The sequence below is a fragment of the Agromyces sp. Soil535 genome (assembly GCF_001428255.1).
GTDB lineage: Bacteria > Actinomycetota > Actinomycetes > Actinomycetales > Microbacteriaceae > Agromyces.
The window spans coordinates 271,526-290,442 of record NZ_LMRW01000025.1 but is presented as its reverse complement, the minus strand read 5'-3'; the positions used below and the strand labels follow the sequence as shown (position 1 = coordinate 290,442).

18 protein-coding genes are annotated in these 18,917 nt (G+C 68.9%); 8 read left to right on the top strand and 10 right to left on the bottom strand.

All coding sequences use genetic code 11. The features are described 5' to 3' along the window. Window positions 1-299: 299 nt before the first annotated feature. Both ASG80_RS18450 and ASG80_RS18445 read right to left on the bottom strand, forming a co-directional pair. On the bottom strand, window positions 300-1,097 hold the full coding sequence (locus ASG80_RS18450) for an alpha/beta fold hydrolase (RefSeq protein ID WP_056733378.1): 798 nt from the start codon (window positions 1,095-1,097) through the stop codon (window positions 300-302). Further along, window positions 1,094-2,002, bottom strand: a complete 909-nt coding sequence (locus ASG80_RS18445) for an oxygenase MpaB family protein (RefSeq protein WP_082590635.1) — start codon at window positions 2,000-2,002, stop codon at window positions 1,094-1,096. Before ASG80_RS18445 ends, ASG80_RS18450 begins: the two co-directional genes overlap by 4 nt. Before the next feature lie 139 nt (window positions 2,003-2,141). On the opposite strand from ASG80_RS18445, the gene ASG80_RS18440 reads away from it, so the two are divergent. Continuing rightward, entirely contained in the window at window positions 2,142-2,834 is a 693-nt protein-coding gene (locus ASG80_RS18440; protein WP_156401943.1) for a TetR/AcrR family transcriptional regulator, read from the top strand. Then, the gene (locus ASG80_RS24215) at window positions 2,806-4,056 is read left to right on the top strand and encodes a hypothetical protein (RefSeq protein ID WP_200952612.1); all 1,251 of its coding nucleotides are present in this window, start codon (window positions 2,806-2,808) and stop codon (window positions 4,054-4,056) included. Before ASG80_RS18440 ends, ASG80_RS24215 begins: the two co-directional genes overlap by 29 nt. A gap of 134 nt (window positions 4,057-4,190) precedes the next feature. On the opposite strand, the gene ASG80_RS18430 is transcribed toward ASG80_RS24215, so the two are convergent. After that, on the bottom strand, window positions 4,191-5,024 hold the full coding sequence (locus tag ASG80_RS18430) for an alpha/beta fold hydrolase (protein WP_056733374.1): 834 nt from the start codon (window positions 5,022-5,024) through the stop codon (window positions 4,191-4,193). A gap of 143 nt (window positions 5,025-5,167) precedes the next feature. Between ASG80_RS18430 and ASG80_RS18425 the strand changes: the two genes are divergently transcribed. After that, complete coding sequence (locus ASG80_RS18425) at window positions 5,168-5,671, top strand: CGNR zinc finger domain-containing protein (protein WP_056733466.1); 504 nt, start codon at window positions 5,168-5,170, stop codon at window positions 5,669-5,671. Window positions 5,672-5,689: 18 nt separating this feature from the next. On the opposite strand, the gene ASG80_RS18420 is transcribed toward ASG80_RS18425, so the two are convergent. From ASG80_RS18420 to ASG80_RS18395, 6 genes are all read right to left on the bottom strand, one after another. Beyond that, window positions 5,690-6,199: a VOC family protein gene (locus ASG80_RS18420; RefSeq protein WP_056733372.1), complete on the bottom strand. Its 510-nt coding sequence runs from the start codon at window positions 6,197-6,199 to the stop codon at window positions 5,690-5,692. Window positions 6,200-6,248: 49 nt separating this feature from the next. Then, window positions 6,249-6,842: a GH36 C-terminal domain-containing protein gene (locus ASG80_RS18415; protein ID WP_056733369.1), complete on the bottom strand. Its 594-nt coding sequence runs from the start codon at window positions 6,840-6,842 to the stop codon at window positions 6,249-6,251. A gap of 6 nt (window positions 6,843-6,848) precedes the next feature. Next, on the bottom strand, window positions 6,849-8,174 hold the full coding sequence (locus ASG80_RS18410) for an ABC transporter substrate-binding protein (protein WP_056733367.1): 1,326 nt from the start codon (window positions 8,172-8,174) through the stop codon (window positions 6,849-6,851). A gap of 98 nt (window positions 8,175-8,272) precedes the next feature. Continuing rightward, complete coding sequence (locus ASG80_RS18405; protein ID WP_369816282.1) at window positions 8,273-9,193, bottom strand: carbohydrate ABC transporter permease; 921 nt, start codon at window positions 9,191-9,193, stop codon at window positions 8,273-8,275. After that, window positions 9,190-10,107 carry a carbohydrate ABC transporter permease gene (locus ASG80_RS18400; RefSeq protein ID WP_056733363.1) on the bottom strand — a complete coding sequence of 306 codons (918 nt, stop codon included), beginning with the start codon at window positions 10,105-10,107 and terminating at the stop codon, window positions 9,190-9,192. Before ASG80_RS18400 ends, ASG80_RS18405 begins: the two co-directional genes overlap by 4 nt. After that, a complete protein-coding gene (locus tag ASG80_RS18395) occupies window positions 10,104-12,137 on the bottom strand; it encodes a beta-galactosidase (RefSeq protein WP_056733361.1) in 2,034 nt (677 codons plus the stop codon). Before ASG80_RS18395 ends, ASG80_RS18400 begins: the two co-directional genes overlap by 4 nt. A 152-nt stretch (window positions 12,138-12,289) precedes the next feature. Between ASG80_RS18395 and ASG80_RS18390 the strand changes: the two genes are divergently transcribed. The 5 genes from ASG80_RS18390 (at window position 12,290) to ASG80_RS18370 (ending at window position 17,333) form a co-directional block, all read left to right on the top strand. Further along, entirely contained in the window at window positions 12,290-13,309 is a 1,020-nt protein-coding gene (locus tag ASG80_RS18390; RefSeq protein WP_056733358.1) for a LacI family DNA-binding transcriptional regulator, read from the top strand. 211 nt (window positions 13,310-13,520) lie between these two features. After that, window positions 13,521-14,228, top strand: a complete 708-nt coding sequence (locus ASG80_RS24610; protein WP_235508392.1) for a MarR family winged helix-turn-helix transcriptional regulator — start codon at window positions 13,521-13,523, stop codon at window positions 14,226-14,228. A 207-nt stretch (window positions 14,229-14,435) separates the two neighbouring features. Beyond that, entirely contained in the window at window positions 14,436-16,211 is a 1,776-nt protein-coding gene (locus ASG80_RS18380) for a tannase/feruloyl esterase family alpha/beta hydrolase (protein WP_056733357.1), read from the top strand. Between the two features lie 75 nt (window positions 16,212-16,286). Next, complete coding sequence (locus tag ASG80_RS18375; RefSeq protein ID WP_056733356.1) at window positions 16,287-16,649, top strand: CHY zinc finger protein; 363 nt, start codon at window positions 16,287-16,289, stop codon at window positions 16,647-16,649. A gap of 153 nt (window positions 16,650-16,802) precedes the next feature. Beyond that, window positions 16,803-17,333 carry a YdcF family protein gene (locus ASG80_RS18370; protein ID WP_156401941.1) on the top strand — a complete coding sequence of 177 codons (531 nt, stop codon included), beginning with the start codon at window positions 16,803-16,805 and terminating at the stop codon, window positions 17,331-17,333. A gap of 109 nt (window positions 17,334-17,442) precedes the next feature. Here ASG80_RS18370 and ASG80_RS18365 read toward each other — a convergent pair whose 3' ends face one another. Continuing rightward, entirely contained in the window at window positions 17,443-18,879 is a 1,437-nt protein-coding gene (locus ASG80_RS18365; RefSeq protein WP_082590632.1) for an NAD(P)-dependent oxidoreductase, read from the bottom strand. Between the last annotated feature and the right edge of the window lie 38 nt (window positions 18,880-18,917).

Below are 18,917 nucleotides of genomic sequence, written 5' to 3'. Positions count from 1 at the left end.
AACCGCTGCCGCGGTTGATGGCGTTCGCAGGGTCACGACGGTCTCTTCCCCGTTGAAGTCTCGGTTGGTACAGAAAGCACCGTAAGCGCCCGGGAATGGCGATGTCAAGCAAATATGGAAAGCGCGTTCCATTCGTCCCGGAATCCGTCGAGCCTTCGGAATTCACCATGATTGGGATGAATCAAGGCGGGTTGACCCATGTGGCGACAGCTGACACGCTCAACGCCGGGATGCTTGGAAACAGTTTCCGCAATCTTGAATGCGGTTTCCGAACGTCGGGTGCAGGCGACGAGGCGGCGCTACCGCGCCGCAGAGGTGCGGGAGATCCATCGGCCGATGAGATCCGCAACGGGCCCAGGGTGCGCCGCGGGGAAGTCGTGGCCACCACCCAGGTCCCATCGGAGGATCTCCGGTCGAACGGCTGCGCCCGAGGTGAGCGCTCGTTCCGTCTGGACGCCGATCTCCGTCGCGTACACCGCGAGCGCCGGGCGGCGCCGGCGCTCGAGCACCGGGCCGGTCGCCTGGATCGCGCCGATCGAATGGTCGAGCAGGTACTCCGAGTCGTAGAACGCCGCCAAGGCGTCCGCATATCGTCGCACGACCTCCGGCGACGCATCCGGATGCTGCTCCAGGTACTCGGCCTCGGCTGTCGCGACATGCGCTCGTCGTCGTGCCTCGGCCGCGGCGATCTCGTCGGCCGATGCGCCGTAGGCGGGGTCGAGCACGACCGTGCCTCGCACGAGCTCCGGTTCGCGATCGGCGAGGAGCGTGACCACCTGTCCGCCCATCGAATGGCCGACCGCGAAGCAGGTGGTCACACCGAGGCCGCCGAGGATGACACGCATGTCCGCAACGAGGAGCGGGATCGACACGTCGACGCCGTCACTCTGCAGCAGGAGCGACTCCCCGTGCATCCGCAGGGCCGGCACGACGACGAGGCGGTCGCGGCCGAGCTGAGTCGCGATCTCGTCCCAGTACGCCGCCGACCGGGCCCATCCGTGCACGAGCAGGATCGCCGGCGCCCCCTCGCGGTGTTCGCCGAACGTGAGGACGGCGAGTGGGGTGCCGTCTGCTCCCAGGAGGGTGTGCCGCCTCACTCGGCAACCGTCATCGACTCGCCCTCGAGCCGTGCGATCCGGGCGCGCGCGTTCTGCTCGCTCGGCGACATCCGGCCGAGCATGCGCACGCCGACGGCGAAGAAGGCCCGCGTCAGCGTGACCGCGGGCCACCACGGCCGGCGGAGCCCCAGCAGTTCGCGGTAGCGCGGATCGAGCGAGGCGACCGCGCCGCCGAACAGGATCGGGTAGAGCCTTCCAGTGAGGCCCGGCAACCCGGGCCGGCGCAGGAAGCTCACGGCTTGCGCAACCCGCTCATCGGGTTTCGCCTCGACCAGGAACGCGGTCATCTCGGCGTGCAGCGCAGCCACCGTCGTCGGCGGGTCCTGGACGCCCATGAGCCGCCCCGCCTGCGCCCACTCCCGCACGTACGCATCGGGTCCGCCGGGGATCGGCCCGCCCCAGATCCGGTGGGCCCCGATGAACGCCTCGGTGAACGCGTCGTGCACCCAGCGCAGCAGCACCTGGTCGTTCGCGGCGTAGCTGCGCGCGACGCCGTGAGCGTCGATGTAGGTACCGGTGACGCGCTCATGCACCCGCGAGACGTGGACGGATGCCGCGGTCGCACTGCGTCGGTCGCCGAAGGTCGTCATGGCGACCCATCGGACCGTGCCGTCGAGCCGCCCGAGCGGATCCTCGTTGTAGTGCGACCAGTCGTGCACGCCGGCCATCGCCCCCGGATGCAGCGACTGCAACAGCAGCGCGCGGATGCCGGCGACGAGCGTGGGCAGCGCCCCGTTGACGGCCCACACCGCGCTGCCGGGCCCGAAGAACCCGGCGTCGTCGCCCTCGGCGAGCGAGCGCGTCCACGGTGGAGGCTGGCGGCGCCCGTGCCTGCCTGGGCGCCAGCGGGTGTCCTCGCCGTTCGGGTCACGACGATCGTCCATAGTCGACCGTAACCCGAAGCGCGGGCCGGGTGGCTTCGGATCTGCCGCGAACCGAATGCTCAGAGTCTGCGGTGACTGGCGGCTTCGCCCCTCAAGCAGTCGTCTTGCGATGCCCTATTAGAGAGATTACTCTAATACCGTGACCCGAACCGAGGAGCAGCGACTTCCGCAGCGGATGGCCCTCCGCCGTGAGGAGATCCTCGAGTCGGCGCGGGTGCTCTTCAACCGCTGGGGCACGGCGCACGTGTCGGCCAACCGAATCGCGAGCGACGCCGGAGTCAGCCCGGGCAACCTGTACTACTGGTTCCCGAACAAGGCGGCGATCATCCGCGCCCTCTTCGCGGAATGGAGCGCGGCATCCACCGGCGTCGCCCTCGCCGGCCTCGCTGACTCCGGTGATCCCGGTGACGCGTTGCGCGAATTCGTTCACGCAGCCGAGCGCCAACCCGCCGCGACCGCACGGTACGCGTTCTTCCCGCGGGAGCTCTTCGCACTGCTCCACGCCGACCCCGAGCTCGCCGCCGCCTACCGGCGGAACTTCGAGGCCGGCGTCGACGCCATCACCACCATCGCTCAGGCGGGCATCGATGCCGGCCTGCTCATCGATCCCGCACCGCGGGCGAACCTGCGCGACGTCGTCGTCACCGCGTGGATCGCGAGCGAGTGCGCCCCCGCCTTCCTCGAGGTGATCGCCGAGGAGCCGGCATCCGGACGAGGCTCCGGCCTCGCGGGCGCCATCCTGCGGTCGTTGCTCACCGACGAGGGGGCGAAAGCGCTGGACGAACGGAAAGGGGCGCGGGGTCATGAGCACAGAGGGATTCGAGCAGGGTGAGGGCGAAGGTGCCGGCGAACGGCAACCCGGCAAGCGCGGCATCTCACGGCGCGGCGTGCTGAAGTGGCTCGGCATCGGCGTCGGCGGCGTGGTCGTCGCAGCCGCTGGCACGGCCGGCGTCCGAGGCGCGCTGAACGGAGTCTGGAACTCGGGGGCAGGCGCGCCGTATGAGCTCTGGTCGGCGTGGCCGTCGATGACCGGAGTCGAATCGGTCGTCGCCGCCGGCATCCTCGCAGCGAATCCGCACAACACCCAGCCGTGGCGCATCGACGTGCGAGACGACACCGTGCGGATCTCCTCGGATGCCTCACGGTGGATGCACCTCAACGACGCGAGCGGGCGCGAACACATCGCCGGCATCGGATGCGCCGTCGAGAACATGGTGGTCGCGGCCCGGGCGCAAGGGCTCGACGCCAGGGTCACCGCGTTTCCCGCGGCATCCGACCCCACACTCGTTGCCGTCGTCGAATTGAGGCCCGCCTCGCCGGCGACGGCAGCCGAGGCCGAGCTCGCGGCCACGATCGTGCAGCGCCACACCGACCGCGGGCCGTACTCCACCGAGCCGCTCACCCGCGAGACGCTCTCCGAACTCGACTCCGTCGCCGGCGCCGACGAGCCGGCCCGGCTCGTGACGATCGACGACGCCGAGGCGAAGCGGGGGCTCGGGGAGCTCTACGTACAGGCGACAACGGCGATCGTGGGCGACCGCAAGCAGTCGGTCGAGGCCTTCTCGTGGTTCCGGAACGACCGCACCGACATCGATCGGCATCGCGACGGTCTCACGCTGGACTGCCAGGGTTTCGACGAGTTCACGCTCGCCATGGCGAAGATCCTTCCGGCCTCGTCCCGCGAGGACGGCGACCGGTTCTGGGTGAATGCGACGCGCAACGTGCACACCGCGACCGCCGCGGCATACGGGGTGGTCGTCGTCGACGATGTGCTCGACCCGCGAGCGCAGTTCGCTGGTGGACGACTCCTCGAGCGTCTGCACCTGCACGCCGCCCGGCTCGGCCTCGGGTTCCAGCACATGAACCAGATCACCGAGCGCATCGACCACGCGAAGGCGACCGGCGCACCCGACACGTTCTCGGAGCCGTGGGTACGCCTCACCGGAGTTCCCGCCGCCGAGGGCCTCCTCTCGTTCCGCATCGGGCACCCGACCCGCGAGGCGAAGGCGAGCCCTCGGCGTGCGTTGGGTGACGTCGTGACCTTCGCGGGTTGAGGAGCCGGCGCAGCCGGCGTCTCGAAACCCGACCCGCGCAAACCGGTTTCGAGACGGCGCTTCGCGCCTCCTCAACCCGCAGAGCCGCTCGGCTTTCCACGGATGCCGCGGCTGGCCGACGCGGCATCCGTCGCCTACTTGCGCAGGAAGGCGAGCAGCGCCTCGGTCACCTCGGACGCATGCGTCCAGAGCAGGCCGTGCGGCGCACCCTCGATCTCGACGTAGTCGGCGTTCGGCAGGCGCTTGGTGAACTCGCGGGCCGTCGCGTCGATGGGGAGGATGCGGTCGGCGGTGCCGTGCAGGATGAGCGCGGGCACGTCGACCTTCTCGATGTCGGCGCGGAAGTCGGTGAGCCAGCTCTGCACGACGGCGTACGACGCGAACCACGACGATGCGGCGGCGACGCCCCAGCTCGCGCGCACCGCGGCCTCGCCGATGCGGGTGCCGAGGTTCTCGTCGAGGTTGTAGAAGTTGCGGAAGAAGTCGTCGAACCAGGCGTACCGATCGGCCCTCGCGGCCTGCTCGATGCCGGCGAACACCTCGGCCGGAACGCCGGTGGGGTTGTCATCGGACTGAAGCAGGTACGGCTCGAGCGACGCGAGGAACGCGGCCTTCGCGATGCGGGCGCTGCCGTAGGTGGAGAGGTAGCGGCCGAGCTCGCCGGTGCCCATCGAGAAGCCCACGAGCACGACGTCTCGCAGGTCGAGGGTCTCGAGCACCGTGTTGAGGTCGGCGGCGAACGTGTCGTAGTCGTAGCCGACCGTCGGCTGGCTCGACTGGCCGAACCCGCGGCGGTCGTAGGTGATCACGCGGTAGCCGGCGTCGAGCAGCGCGGCCGACTGCAGCTCCCACGAGTGGCCGTCGAGCGGGTACCCGTGGATCATCACGACCGGCTGGCCGCTTCCCTGGTCCTCGTAGTAGACGTCGATGCTCGTCGAGTTCTCGGTTCCGACGGTGATGAACGGCATGGCTCCTCCTTCTTGGATCTCACCGGGACTATCTAACCGGTTCGAGTTGTTGTGATGGTTACAACACGATGACACCACCGAAATTCCAACCTGTCAAATCGAATCATCCGGTTAGAATGGTGGCGACCCAGAAGGATGCCGCCATGACCACGCAGACCAGCGAGTCCCTGCTGCTCGACCTCGTGAACTCGAGGCTCGTGTTCGACGACCACGTCGCCGACGAGCTCGGCGACGACCGTGCGGCGGCGGCGTGGCTGCGCGAGCACGGTGCCACCGGCGCGCTCGCCGAGGTCGCCGACGCCCGCGCCGCGCGTCAAGCCCTGGTGGGATTCCTCCGTGGCGAGACATCCGTCGACGTGCTCTCACGATGGGTCGACGTCATGCGGCGGCGTGCCGAGATGAGTGATCGCGGACTCGTGTGGCGCGAGGAGGTGCCGGCCGATCGGGTGATCGGCGCGCGCGCCGTCGAGGCGTGGGCGGCACTGCAGACGCCCGAGGGTTCGAGGATCCGCCCGTGTGCGGCATCCGACTGCCAGCATTTCCTGATCGACCACAGCCGCGCGAACGCCCGTAGGTGGCACTCGATGGAGACGTGCGGCAACCGAGAGAAGGCACGCCGGCACTACGCGCGCACGAAGCAGGGCTGAGCTCGGCGGCGAGCTCGCCTACTTGGCGCGACCCATCTCCTGAGTGAGCGACTCCCGCACGTAAGACATCGCCTGCAACGCCGCCGGGTCGGCGAAGCGCTCCCCCAGCTCGGCGGGGTCGACCTCTTCGAAGCGTTCGTGGATCCACCACAGGTGACCCTGCGGATCGCGCACCCGGGCGACCCGCTCACCGAAGGCGAGCTCGGTCGGCTGCGTCACCACGTGGGCACCGGCCGCGACCGCCCGGTCGACGGCAGCTTTGGTGTCGGCCACATACACCCGCGCGTACGAGGGCGTCGCGGGCCAGTCGGCGCCCGCGTCGAACATCAGGATCACGGCGTCGCCGATCTCCACTTCGACGTGCCCGATGCGGCCGTCGGGCCCGAGCATGCGCGAGCCGGGCGTCTCCCGCCCATCGAACACCGCCTCGAGGAACGCGATCTCGGCCTCGGTGTCGGCGCTGATCACCCACGGATCCACCCGCGAGTATCGCCCGGGCACCACGACCGTCCTGTCGTTGTCGGTCATGCGGACACTGTCCCATGAACCACCGATGCACGTCGCCTGCTTACGGCCTTCACTCCGCGACGACCTCGAGCAGCAACGCCTCCTCGGGTGCGAGCAGGGGAACCGGCAGGCCGACCTCGGCGAGCGTTCGACCGGTGAGCACCGCGCTGCCGCGGTCCCACCATGCGGGTGGGGCATCGACGATGGTGCGCGGACGGTCGCCCGGCGCGAGCGGTCGCACCCTGTGGCGAGCATCGGGATCGAGGCCCGGCAGCCTCGCAAGTGGAGGGAGGGCGGCCTCCGCAGAGTCCAGCGCGACGACCGCGAACAACGCGCGACGCGCGTCCGTGGCGACCACCCCGTGCACCAGCCGGGACTCATCGGCCCCGTCACCGCGCACCACCGTGCCCGAGTGCATGAGTGCCCGCTCTCGACGGAAGACTTCGGTCCAATTCGCGATGTCGTCGAGTTCCCGCGGCGTCGCTTCCGCAAGGTTCCACTCGATGCCCGGGGGGATGCCGGGGACGAGCGCATCCGCCATCGACGCGAGCCCGGAGGCATCGAGGTCGCCGAGGTCGCGGCCCCAGTGCAGGATGGCAGGCACGCCCGCGCCGCGGGCGTCGAGGAGGAGGCTGACGCCCGCGGCGCGGAGGTGGTGGATCAACCGGGTCTACTCCTTCACCGGGATGGACTGCGCCTCGAGAGCGTCGATCGTGGACTGCTGTCCCGACTCGAGCGCCTCGAGGAGCGTGCCCTGCCCGCTCACGGCGGCCTTGAAGCCGTCACTCACGTCAGCGTACGTCTGCGTCATGGTCGGGCCCCAGGGGAAGTTCGGGTCGACCTCTCCCGCGGCCTCGGCGAAGACGTCGTAGATCGCCTGCCCGCCGTAGAACTCGACGCCCTCCTGCAGTGCCGGCAGTTCCAGACCCGCCTTCGTCGCGGGGTAGATGTTCGCGGATGCGTTCAGGGCGGTCAGCGCCTCGTCCGACGTGTTCAGCCACAGTGCGAACTTCGCCGCCTCGTAGAGGTGGTCGGTGCCCTTGAAGACGGCGATGGAGGAGCCGCCCCAGTTGCCGGCCGCCGTGTCGCCCGCGTTCCACTGCGGCGACGGAGCGACCGACCACATGCCGGCCGTGTCGGGAGCGCCCGAGGCGATCGAGTTGGCACCCCAGACGGCCGAGTTCCAGGTCCAGACCTGACCGGAGTTGTAGGCGTTGTTCCACTCGTCGGTCCAGGCGGGAACGGTGGAGACGAGGTCGTTGTCGATCAGTTCCTGCCAGTAGTCGGCCACCTCGGCCGACGCGTCTCCGGTGAGGTCGACGGTCCAGGCATCACCGTCGTTCCCGAACCACGCCCCGCCGGCCTGCCATACGAACCCGGCGAATTGGTTGATGTCGGTCTGCGAGAAGTTGGTGATGTAGCCGCCGAGCGCACGGATGTGCTCGGCCGCCTGCTTGTACTCCTCCCACGTGGTCGGCACGGGGATCCCGTTCGCCTCGAACAGGTCGGAGCGATAGAACAGTGCCACGGGGCCCGAATCCTGCGGAATGCCGTACACGCTGCTGTCGGTGCCGAGCGTGACCTGGCCCCACGTCCAGTCGACGAAGTCGTCCTCCGCGGCGACGACGTCCTCGCACGTCGCGAGATCCTCGAGCCCGTCCTGCACGCGGAAGTTCGGCAGCGCGTCGTACTCGATCTGGCCGAGGTCGGGCGCGTTGCCCGCCTCGAGCTGGTTGAAGAAGTTCTGGTACGTGCCGGAGTTGCCGCTCGGGCCGGTCTGCACCTCGACCTGGATGTCGGGGTTCGCCTCGTTCCAGGTCGCGACGACATCCTCCATGCCCGGAATCCAGGAGGTGAACTCGAGCGTGACCGGGCTGTCACTGGGCGTGCAGTCCGCGGATGCCGCTTCCCCGCCGCTGCTCGACGCCGAGCATCCGGCCAGTGCGAACGTGCCGACGAGCACCGCTGCCACGACGGCGTGCTTTGTGTGCTGCATGATGATCCTTCTTCTCAGGGGTTGGGTTTCTTGGTGGTGGGTTTCTCAGGGGTGGGTTTCTTGAGGTCGGCCGGACGGCGGGCGCCGCGCGGCGTCGGTCACTTCAGCGATCCGGCTCCCAGGCCGGACCGCCAGAAGCGCTGGAGGAGCAGGAACGTGACGATGAGGGGGATGATCGACAGCAGGGCGCCGACCAGCACGTAGGCCCGCAGCTCGGGGATCTGGTTGAGCTGGGAGTTCCACGTGTAGAGCCCGAAGGTCACCGGGAACAGCTCCTCCGAGCGCAGCATGATGAGCGGCAGGAAGAAGTTGTTCCAGATGGCGACGAACTGGAACAGGAACACGGTGACGAGCGCGGGCGCCATGAGCCGGATGCTCACCGTGAAGAACGTGCGGATCTCGCCGGCGCCGTCGATGCGGCTCGCCTCGAGCAGCTCGTCGGGCACCGACGACGCCGCGAAGATGCGCGTCAGGTAGACCCCGAACGGGCTCACGATCGAGGGCAGGAACACCGCCCAGAACGTGTCCGTGAGCTGCACCTGGCTGAGGATGAGGAAGAGCGGCAGCGCGAGGGCGGTCGCGGGCACGAGCACTCCGCCGAGCACCACGTTGAAGATCGTCTCGCGGCCGGGGAACCGGTACTTGGCGAGCGCGTAGCCGCACATGGCCGCGATCAGGGTCGCGAGCGCGCCGCCGAGGCCGGCGTAGAGCACCGAGTTCAGCATCCACTTCAGGTACACGCCGTCGCGGTACGTGACGAGGTCCTCGATGTTCGCGAGCAGGTTGAAGTCCGCGAACCACAGTGCCGGGGTCGTGAGCAGCTGCGCCGAGCTCTTCGTCGAGGACACGAACAGCCACCAGATCGGCACGAGGAAGTAGAGCGTGAAGACGCCCATGACGAGCATCGCGGCGGTGCGGCTCATCAGGCGCTCGCTGGGGCCGCCTCGACGGCCCGAGGGGGGCTCGGTGGGTCGGCTCACCTGAGCGGGCACGGTCGCTGCCCTGGTTGCGGTGCTCATGAGGCATCCTTCCGCTGGGTGATCTTGAGGAACGTGAACGACAGCACGAACGTCGCGAGCGCGAGCACGATCGAGAACGCCGCGGCGAGGTTCGGGTTCGGCACGGACGCCGTGGCGTACACCGTCATGTTCGGCGTGTAGGTGCTGATGACCGCGGAGCTGAACGAGCGGAACACCTGCGGCTCGGCGAGCAGCTGGAGGGTGCCGATGATCGAGAACACGGCGGTCAGGAGGATCGCCGGCCGCACGAGCGGGATCTTGATCGACCAGGCGATCCGCGCCTGGCCGGCGCCGTCGAGCCGCGCGGCCTCGTAGACCTCCTGCGGGATGGCCAGCAGCGCCGAATAGATGATGAGCATGTTGTAGCCGACGAACACCCAGGTCACGACGTTCGCGATCGACCAGAGCACCAGGTCTGCACCGAGGAAGTCGACGTTCTTCGTCAGCGCCGTGAACGGCGAGAGGTTCGGCGAGAACAGGAACCCCCACATGATCGCGGCGATCACGCCGGGCACGGCGTACGGCACGAAGAACGCGAGGCGGAAGAATCGCTTGCCACGCAAGAGCGGGGAGTCCAGCAGCAGGGCGAACAGCAGTGCGAGGCCGAGCATGACCGGCACCTGCACGATGCCGAACAGCAGCACACGCCCGACCGACGCCCAGAACGGCTCGCTCTGGAATACGAGCGCGTACTGCGCGAACCCGCCGAACACCTCGTGGGCCTCGCCGAACGTGCCGTCGCGCTCCACCACGAGCAGGGACTGCCACATCGCGTACAGGATGGGCGCGAGGTAGAAGATCGCGAACAGCACGGCGAAGGGCAGGATGAACGCGACGATCGCGCCCTTGTGCGGCACCTTGAATCGTCGAACGGTCATGGGGCTTGCGGTGGTCATGGGTCTTGCGGTGGTCATGCGACGGCCTCCTCTCGAACGATGCGAACGGCGCCGGCCGGCACCGCAAGTCGACCGGCGACGGATGCCCCGGTCACGAGTTCCTCGCCGGTGGCGGGGAGCTCGAGGTCGATGTCGCCGTGGTTGATGACGAACCGGTAGGCATGGGTGGCGGACATCCGTCGCACCACCTCGACCTCGGCGCTCGCACCCTCGGCTCGGGTCACACCGGCCTCGTCCGCGATGCGCTCGACGAGGCGGAGCAGGCTCTCCTCGCCGAGCAGGGTCGCGAGGTACCACGCCGTGCCGGCTCCGCGCCGATTACGCGTGATCGCGGGCCCGCCTGCGGACGGTCCGTCCGCGAAGCGATCGACGACCTCGGCCGTGGTGACCCGGATGCGCTCGCTCCAGCGCCCTGCGGCGGCACCGGACTCGAGCGTCAGCGCGGCCCCCGGAAGGACCGGGGCGAACTCCTCCGCGCGCGCGCCGACGAGGTCCCGGTATGCGCCGGGGTACCCGCCGAGCCGCACCCGATCGTGTTCGTCGACGATGCCGCTGTAGCACGTGACCAGCACCGTGCCACCCGCCGTCACGTACGCGTCGAGCGCGTCGGCCGCGGCATCCGTGACCGCGTACAGTCCGGGCACCACGACGAGCCGGTACTTCGACAGGTCGTCGGCGGGATGGACCACGTCGGCCGTGACCCCCGCGGCCCGCAGGGCGGAGTGCAGGGCGTGCACCTGGTCGAGGTAGGAGACTGAATTGCTCGGCCGGATGTCGGCGTCGAAGGCCCACCATGCGTCCCAGCTGAAGAGCAGGGCGGTGTCGGCTGCGACGCGGGTGCCGGCGAGCTCGCCGACGCGGTCGAGGAGGCCGCCGAGGGCGACGACCTCCCGCCAGACACCGGAGTCGGTGCCGGCGTGGGGCAGCAATGCGGAGTGGAACTTCTCCGAGCCCTGCGCCGACGCACGCCACTGGAAGAAGCAGATCCCGTCGGCGCCACGGGCGAGGTGCTGCACGGCGTTGCGCGTCATCTCCCCCGGCGCCTTGGCCAGGTTGTGCGGCTGCCAGTTGACGGCACCCGTCGACGACTCCATGAGCAGCCACGGCGCTCCTCCCGCGAGCCCGCGGGTGAGGTCGGCCGCGAACGCGAGCTCGGCGGTGGGGTCGTCGAGGCGGTGGTCGAGGTAGTGGTCGTTCGCGACGAGGTCGACCTCGGGGGTCCAGCCGAAGTAATCCTGGGTGCGGATGTGCGCGGTGACCATGAAGTTCGTGGTGATCGCGACCTCGCTGTGCCGGCGGATCACCTCGGCCTCGGCCCGGTAGTAGTCGAGCATCTCGTCCGAGCTGAAGCGGTGGAAGTCGAGCACCTGCGACGGGTTGCGGGTCGAGAGCGTTCGCAGCGGCGTGAGGATCTCGGTCCACTCGTCGTAGCGCTGGCTCCAGAAGCTCGTGCCCCATGCCCGGTTGAGTTCGGCGACGCTGCCGTAGCGGCGTTCGAGCCACCGGCGGAATGACGCGGTGCTCTCAGCGCAGTGGCAGTGCGCGTTGTGGCATCCGAGCTCATTGGAGACGTGCCAGAGTGCCACGGCGGGGTGATCGCCGTAGCGGCGGGCCACCTGCTCGACGAGTTCGAGCGCGTAGCGCCGGAAGACCGGCGAGCTCGGGCACCATGCTTGGCGACCGCCGGGGAAGCGGGTGGTGCCGTCATCGGCCACAGGCAGGATCTCCGGATGCCGCGCCGTCAGCCACGGCGGCGGCGACGCGGTCGCCGTGCCGAGGTTCACGCGGATGCCTGCGTCATGGAGCAGCCCGATCACGGTGTCGAGCGCACCGAACTCGAAGTCGCCCTTCCGCGGGTTGACCTGGGACCAGCCGAAGATGTTGATCGCGACCAGGTCGACGCCCGCTTCGCGCATGAGCCGGACGTCCTCGCTCCAGACCTCGGGATCCCACTGCTCGGGGTTGTAGTCGCACCCGAACGCGATTCCGTCATGGCGGAACGGGCGGAATCCCGGTCGGGACCGCTGCTGCTCGACTCTGGTCTCCATGGCTCCCTGATCGCTTCGGGCGGTTCTGTGAACGTGCACAGATCAGGGAGCGACAACTCCGCGTTGAGAGTCTGTGAACGTGCACAGAATAGCCAGCGTGTCGCGCGTTTGTCAAACATGCCCGCTTGCGAATGCGCGGCTATGGTGAAGACATGGGGAAAGCGAGCCCACGCCGCAAGCGTGCGACCGTCCACGACGTCGCCATGGCCGCCGGCGTGTCGCGCGGCACGGTGAGCCGTGTGGTCAACGGCGAGCGCTACGTCTCCGACGAGGCTCGGAAGGCGATCGAGAAGGCGATCGTCGAGGTCGGCTACGTGCCGAACACGGCCGCGCGCAGCCTCGTGATGCAGCGCACCCAGGCGGTCGCCTTCATCGTGCACGAGCCCGACCGCCTGTTCGTCGAGGACCCGAACATCGGCGAGATCCTGCTCGGTGCGAACGCCGCACTCTCGGACGCCGACTACCAGATGGTGAGCCTCGTCGTCGACTCGGAGAAGGACACCGCACGGGTCGCCCGATACCTTCAGGGCGGTTTCGCCGACGGGGCCGTGATCGTCTCGGCCCGGCAGGACGACCCGATCACGCGCGTCGTCGAACGGCTCGACCTGCCGACCGCGTTCGTCGGGCACCCCCCGGGCGTCACCGCGGCGTGGGTCGGCATCGACAACCACGGCTCAGCACGGGCGATCAGCGAGCGCCTGCTCGCCACGGGCCGTTCGCGGATCGCGATGATCGCTGCCGCCCTCGATCGCGACTCCGGCGTCGACCGACTTGCCGGCTTCCGCGAGGCCCTGGGCGATCGATTCGACCCCGCCCTCGTCGAGCCGATCTCGCACTACTCGTACACTGAGGGGGCGGCCGCCATGCGAGCACTGCTGGAGCGAGCGCCCGACGTCGACGGCGTGTTCGCGGCATCCGATGCCGTGGCGGCCGGCGCACTCGAGACCCTTCGCGAGCTCGGAAGGCGCGTGCCCGAGGACGTCGGCCTCGTCGGCTTCGACGACAGCGCCTGGGCGCGTCGATGCCAACCCGCGCTGTCGACGGTGCACCAGCCGGCCGGCGGCCTGGGTCGCGCCGCTGCGGAGAGCGTGCTGGCACAGATCCGCGGCGAGCTCCCCGAGCTCGGCGGAATCCTGCTCGAGAGCCCGGTGGTCTGGCGCGAGAGCGCCTGAATCGGTCGATGCTCCTCACTGGATCGATCGCCCGTGCCATCGCCGATGGCTCGGTCTCGGTCGTGTTCCGCAGGTGGGCCGAGCCGCGGGTGAAGGCCGGAGGCACGCCCTCGCCGCCGACGCGAACCTCACCGCAACGGAGGTCGCGGCCCTCTCCGATACGCTCGCCGGCTTCGACCGCCGAAGCCCCGCCGGCCCATGGACCCACGACGTGCTGCTCCTCATCCGCGACCATCCGCGGACGCTGGCCGACCGCCTCCGCGGCGACCTCGAACTGCTCGCGTTCAAGCGCCGCGTGCGCCGCCTCAAGGAGCTCGGCCTCACGCGCAGCCTCGAGGTCGGCTACGAGTTGTCGCCGCGCGGTGCGGAGTGCCTGCGTCGAGAAGGCCGGTCCGTTCGTGTTCGGATAGGTTCAGTGGAACAGGCGGCCCGCCGGTCGCTGGACGATCGTAGGAGGGTCACCGTGGACGCAGCAGTTCCGGCGCCCCGCTTGTTGTACTTGGTGAAGCAGCTCGAGCTCGCGATCCGCGCGCGGCTGGATGTCGCGTTGCGCAAGCATGGGATCACGGTTCCCCAATACACCGCGCTCACCGTGCTGGAGCGGCATCCCGAGATGACCTCCGCGCAACTTGCGCGACACGCTTTCGTCTCCGCGCAGGCGATGGACGGCGTCGTGCGAGCTCTGCAGGCGTCCGGGTACATCGAGCGGCATCGCAACGCCGACAACCGGCGACAGATCGTCATCTCGCTCACATCGAGGGCGTTGTCGATGCTGGAAGAGTGCCGCGAAGCGGTGGACCAGATCGAGGACATCGCGTTCGGTGAGCTTTCCCCTCAGGAGCGGGCGCAGCTGAGCCAATGGCTCGCCCATGGTCGGAGAGCGCTGGAGGCTTCCCCGCGCCCCCTCGTCGCAGATTGAAGACTGTCGCGAGCGTCGCATCGTCCGCCCGAGCGTTGACAAACGTTCAAGAACCTTGATAATTGCGTCAGGACGCAACGACGTGTCTACTGCACGCGAGCTCTCGAGCGACGTGCTGCCCGCGTACCCGATGAAGGGACGAGCATGCTCAAGTCAACTGGGGAACCAACGCCTCGCATCGGGCGGCGAACTCGCGCGGGGGTTGCCATGAGCACCCACGCTCGTCGCACGATCGGCGCACTCGCGGGCGCTGCGGTCGCGTCGTTCGCGTTGGTGGGTGCGGTGACCCCGGCATCCGCACTGCCTTGGGGTACTCCAGCATCCGCGTCGGTGATGCCCCAACGAGAACCCGCGCAGCCCGGACCGCTCCTCCAATGCGAGGATTTGACGGGCTTCCAGTTCGCGAACACCGAGATCATCGCGGCATCCACGGTGGCCGCCGGCGCACTCACGAACGGAGGCGAGCCGGTGGGTGAGCACTGCCGCGTGCAGGGTGCGATGAACAAGCGCACGAGTCCCGTGGACGGTCAGACGTACTCCATCGGATTCGAGATGCGGCTCCCCACGGACTGGAGCGGTCGCTTCCTGTACCAGGCGAACGGAGGCACCGATGGTCGCATCGCCGCGGCGACGGGGGCCATCACCGGCGGGCAACTGCAGAACGGGCTGCAGATGGGCTTCGCCGTGTTGAGCTCGGATGCCGGACACAACGAGAGCCAGAACCCGCTCTTCGGTCTCGACCCTCAAGCTCGGCTCGACTACGGCTACCAGGCTGTGGGAGCACTCACGCCGATGGCGAAGGAACTCATCGTCGCGGCGTACGGGCGCGGGCCTGACCGCTCCTACATCGCAGGTGGGTCGAATGGCGGACGACACACGATGGTCGCGTCCGCACGCTACGCCGACCAGTACGACGGGTTCCTTGCCGTCGCGCCCGGCTTCAATCTGCCCCAAGCGGCGGTCGCGCAGTTGTGGGGCGCACAACAGTGGGCGAAGGTCGCAACCACCACGTCCAACCTCGAGACAGCACTCCCTCGGCAGGAGCGCCAGGTCATCGCGGACGCGATCCTCGCTCGCTGCGATCGGCTTGATCGCCTTGTCGATGGAATGGTCCAGAACAGCGAAGCGTGCCAGAACATCTTCGACATCGACCGTGACGTTCCGACCTGCACCGGTGAGCGAGACGGGACGTGCCTCACCCTCAGCCAGAAGGGGGTCGTGAGCGACGTCTTCGCGGGTGCGCGCAACAGCAACGGCGACGAGCTGTACAGCTCATTTCCCTTCGACCCGGGCATCGTCCAGCCGGGATGGGCAGGCTGGAAGTTCTCCAGCTCGGTCGGCGCGCAGCGCGACCCGGTCGCGGTGGCCTTCATCTTCTCCTCGCCGCCGGAAGACGCGAGCATCCTGAATGACACTCTGGGCTACGCGCTGAACTACGACGTGGACACTCAGGCTCCGAAGATCTACGCAAGCGACGGCATCTACACGGAAAGCGCCATGTCCTTCATGACGCCGCCGAACCCGACCCAGCTGGACACGCTCCGCGACACCGGCGGGAAGATGATCGTCGTCCATGGCGCCTCAGACGGCGTGTTCTCTCCAGATGACACCGCGGCGTGGTACCAGGATCTGCAGGCGGCCTACCACAAGCAGGCCGACGAGTTCGTCCGCTACTTCGAGGTGCCCGGCATGGGCCACGTGCGAGGCGGGCCTGCCACCGATCAGTTCGACGGCCTCACGGCGCTGATCGATTGGGTCGAGTACGGCCAGGCGCCCGATCGCATCGTCGCGTCGGCACGAGGTGACGGCAACCCTGGAGGCGTGAACACCGACCTTCCGACGAGCTGGTCGCCCACTCGGACGCGCCCCCTGTGCCCGTACCCCCTCGTAGCGACGTACGCGGAGGGGGACATCGAGAGCGCGGACAGCTTCGTGTGCGCGAACAGCTCGGTCGGCAAGGACAACCGTGACTCGAACGGCTAGGACGGGCAGCGGCGTCGTCTGTCTCGGCCGATATGCCGCGACCGCCTGAGCCGTTGCGCCCCATCCGCTGCGATGATGGTCTTCGTGCCCGCATCCGACCACTCCGAGTCCCGAGCATCGCCGCGCGTGCTCGGCCCGGTGGTCGACGAGATGACGCGATGCGTGCACTACCGCACCGAGGTGGACATCGTCGCGATCAAGTTCGCGTGCTGCAACGAGTACTACCCGTGCCACCTGTGCCACGAGGAGACCGCCGACCACGCCGCTCAGCAGTGGAAGCTATCGGAACGCGACCGGGAGGCCGTGCTCTGCGGTGCATGCGGCACGGAGCTCACGATCGCGTCCTACCTCGCGACGAGCGAGTGCCCGAACTGCGGGTCGGCGTTCAACGAACGCTGCCGCCTGCACACCCACCTCTACTTCGAAACCCGAGACTGACCTGAGAACTGCAGTGCCGACGCTATCGCGGCTTCGTGCCGCGGGCGTAGGATGTCGCCGGCCGGCTCGTCACGCCGGGTCGGACGATGGGTGAGCCGACGGCGCCACTCGCTCATCGTGACGCTGAGCGGAGGCGCCATGTGGTGGAGGCGGATGCGAAACGCCGCGTGGGTGGTGGTCGCAGCGTTGGCCGTTGTCGTCGGTGTCGGCCTTCCGATCTACGTGTTCCCGCCCGTCGATCAGGTGGAGCGTGCCGACCTCATCTACGTGATCGGCCCGGTCACGAATCCGCGGCTCGACCTCGCTGAGGAGCTCCGCGACGCAGGCGTGGCCGACCGGATTCTCATCTCGGTGGCCGCCGAAGGACCAGAATCAGCGGCATCCTTCGACATCTGCACCGAACCCGCGGTCGAATGCGCACACCCTGAACCGTTCACGACGAAAGGCGAAGCAGGCCTGCTGAGCCAGCTCGCTCCAGAGGCAGACGATGTGGTCGTCATCACGTTCACGCCGCACGTGGCGCGCACGCGGTTCGTCTTCGACCGGTGCTCCGAGGCGACGGTCACGGTGATGGCCGCGGAACATCCCGTATCGCTTGCCGCGTGGACGTACCAGTACCTGTATCAGACCGCGGCCTTCATGAAGTCCTGGCTGACGCCCTGTACCGACGATTCCGAACCGTAGCGGGGCCTCGTGAACGTGTCATTCCCCGATCGCCGACTCGAGCCGTGACGACCCCAACCGCTCGCTCGACGCATCGACTGTGACGGTTCCCGTGCCTGGCGCTGCCCACTCAAGCGTCGACGACCTGGGCGAGGAAGCGGTTGTGCTCGGCCTGCCGCGCGTAACCCGCGGCATCCTTCACGCAGGCCGGGCACCAGTGCCCGGCGGTCAGCACCAACCGGGGGCTCGCGTCGAACTCGTGGCCTTCCGCGCATGACCAGGTGAGCAGGGTGGCGAGGTCGCCGCGCTGCACCTCCGTCGTGACCAGCGTCCCGCCTCGGTGGCCGGCCACGCCGGCGTAGTCGAGCGACGACCACTCGGACCGCGGCTTCGTCTCGTCGTACCCGTGGTCGAGGGTCGACGGATGCCCCGACGGCGCGGGCGGCTCGAACGTCGACCAGTCGCCGATCGACCTCCACGCCTCGAGCGAGCCGAAGTGCGCGGCGATCTCGGCTTCGTCGCCCGCGCGAACCGCGTGCATCGTGCCGCGCGGCTTCCGCGTGAGGGGCTTCATCACGAGGTGCTTGACGATCCAGGGCGGCACGCGTCCGGCCGACCGCACCGACGGCGGCGCGGCCGCGATCGCACGCTCGAGCGCGGCATCCCAGGTGTCCTGCCTGAACGGCACGAGTTCCTCCAGCCGGTCGCTGTCGGAGTACCACTGGCCGTGGAAGTTCTTCAGCGCGAACCAGTCGCGGTCGTACCAGCGGCGGATGTCGCGCACGCCCATCGCGCCGCCGATCGCGCTCTGCAGCTCCCAGTTCGTCAGGCGCCATCCCTCGCCCCCGCCGATGTCGTAGATCCCGCCCCAGAACTCGTCGGGCACATCGGGCTCGCAGAGGTTCGCGAGCAGGCGCGCGGAGTCCTCGCCGCTCACCCACTCCATGACGCCGCCGAGCGGCGGGTGCGTCATGATCGGGTCGCGGATCTCGAGCATGCCCGGGTGGAAGATCCCCGTCTGCCGCAGCTGCGCCCATTTCGGCAGGCCCGAGTCGACGAGCAGGCGCTCGGCGATCACCTTGCTCTGCCCGTACTCGTCGAACTGCGACACGCGGATCGGGTCCCCGACGCGCCCCCAGTGGTGCGGCGGGTTGCGGCTTCCGGTCTGGGCGACGGTGCCGATGCCGACGACCGCGACGGCGGAGGGATCGGGGAGCGCCTTCACCGCCGCGATGAGGTTGCGCATGCTGCCGACGTTGACGCGGTGGGCGAGCTCGGGCTGTTCGTCGGCGAGCGGCGAGACGACCGCGCCCACATGCAGCACGACGTCGACCCGGCGCACGCAGGCCGCGACGGCCGCGGCATCCGTCAGGTCGCCCCACGCCACCTCGAGGTTCTCCATGCCGTCGAACTCGGCGAGGGTCTCTCTGTCGCGGTCGGTGGGCATCGCGAACGCGAGCACCGTCATCCGGTCGGCGCGCCTCGCGAACTCGCGTAGGGCGGCGCGCCCCCAGTTGCCGGTGGCTCCGGTGAGCAGCACGCGCGTGCGTGCGACGCGGTCGATCATGGGTTCTCCTTCACGCATATTCTCCGGTGGATTCCAGG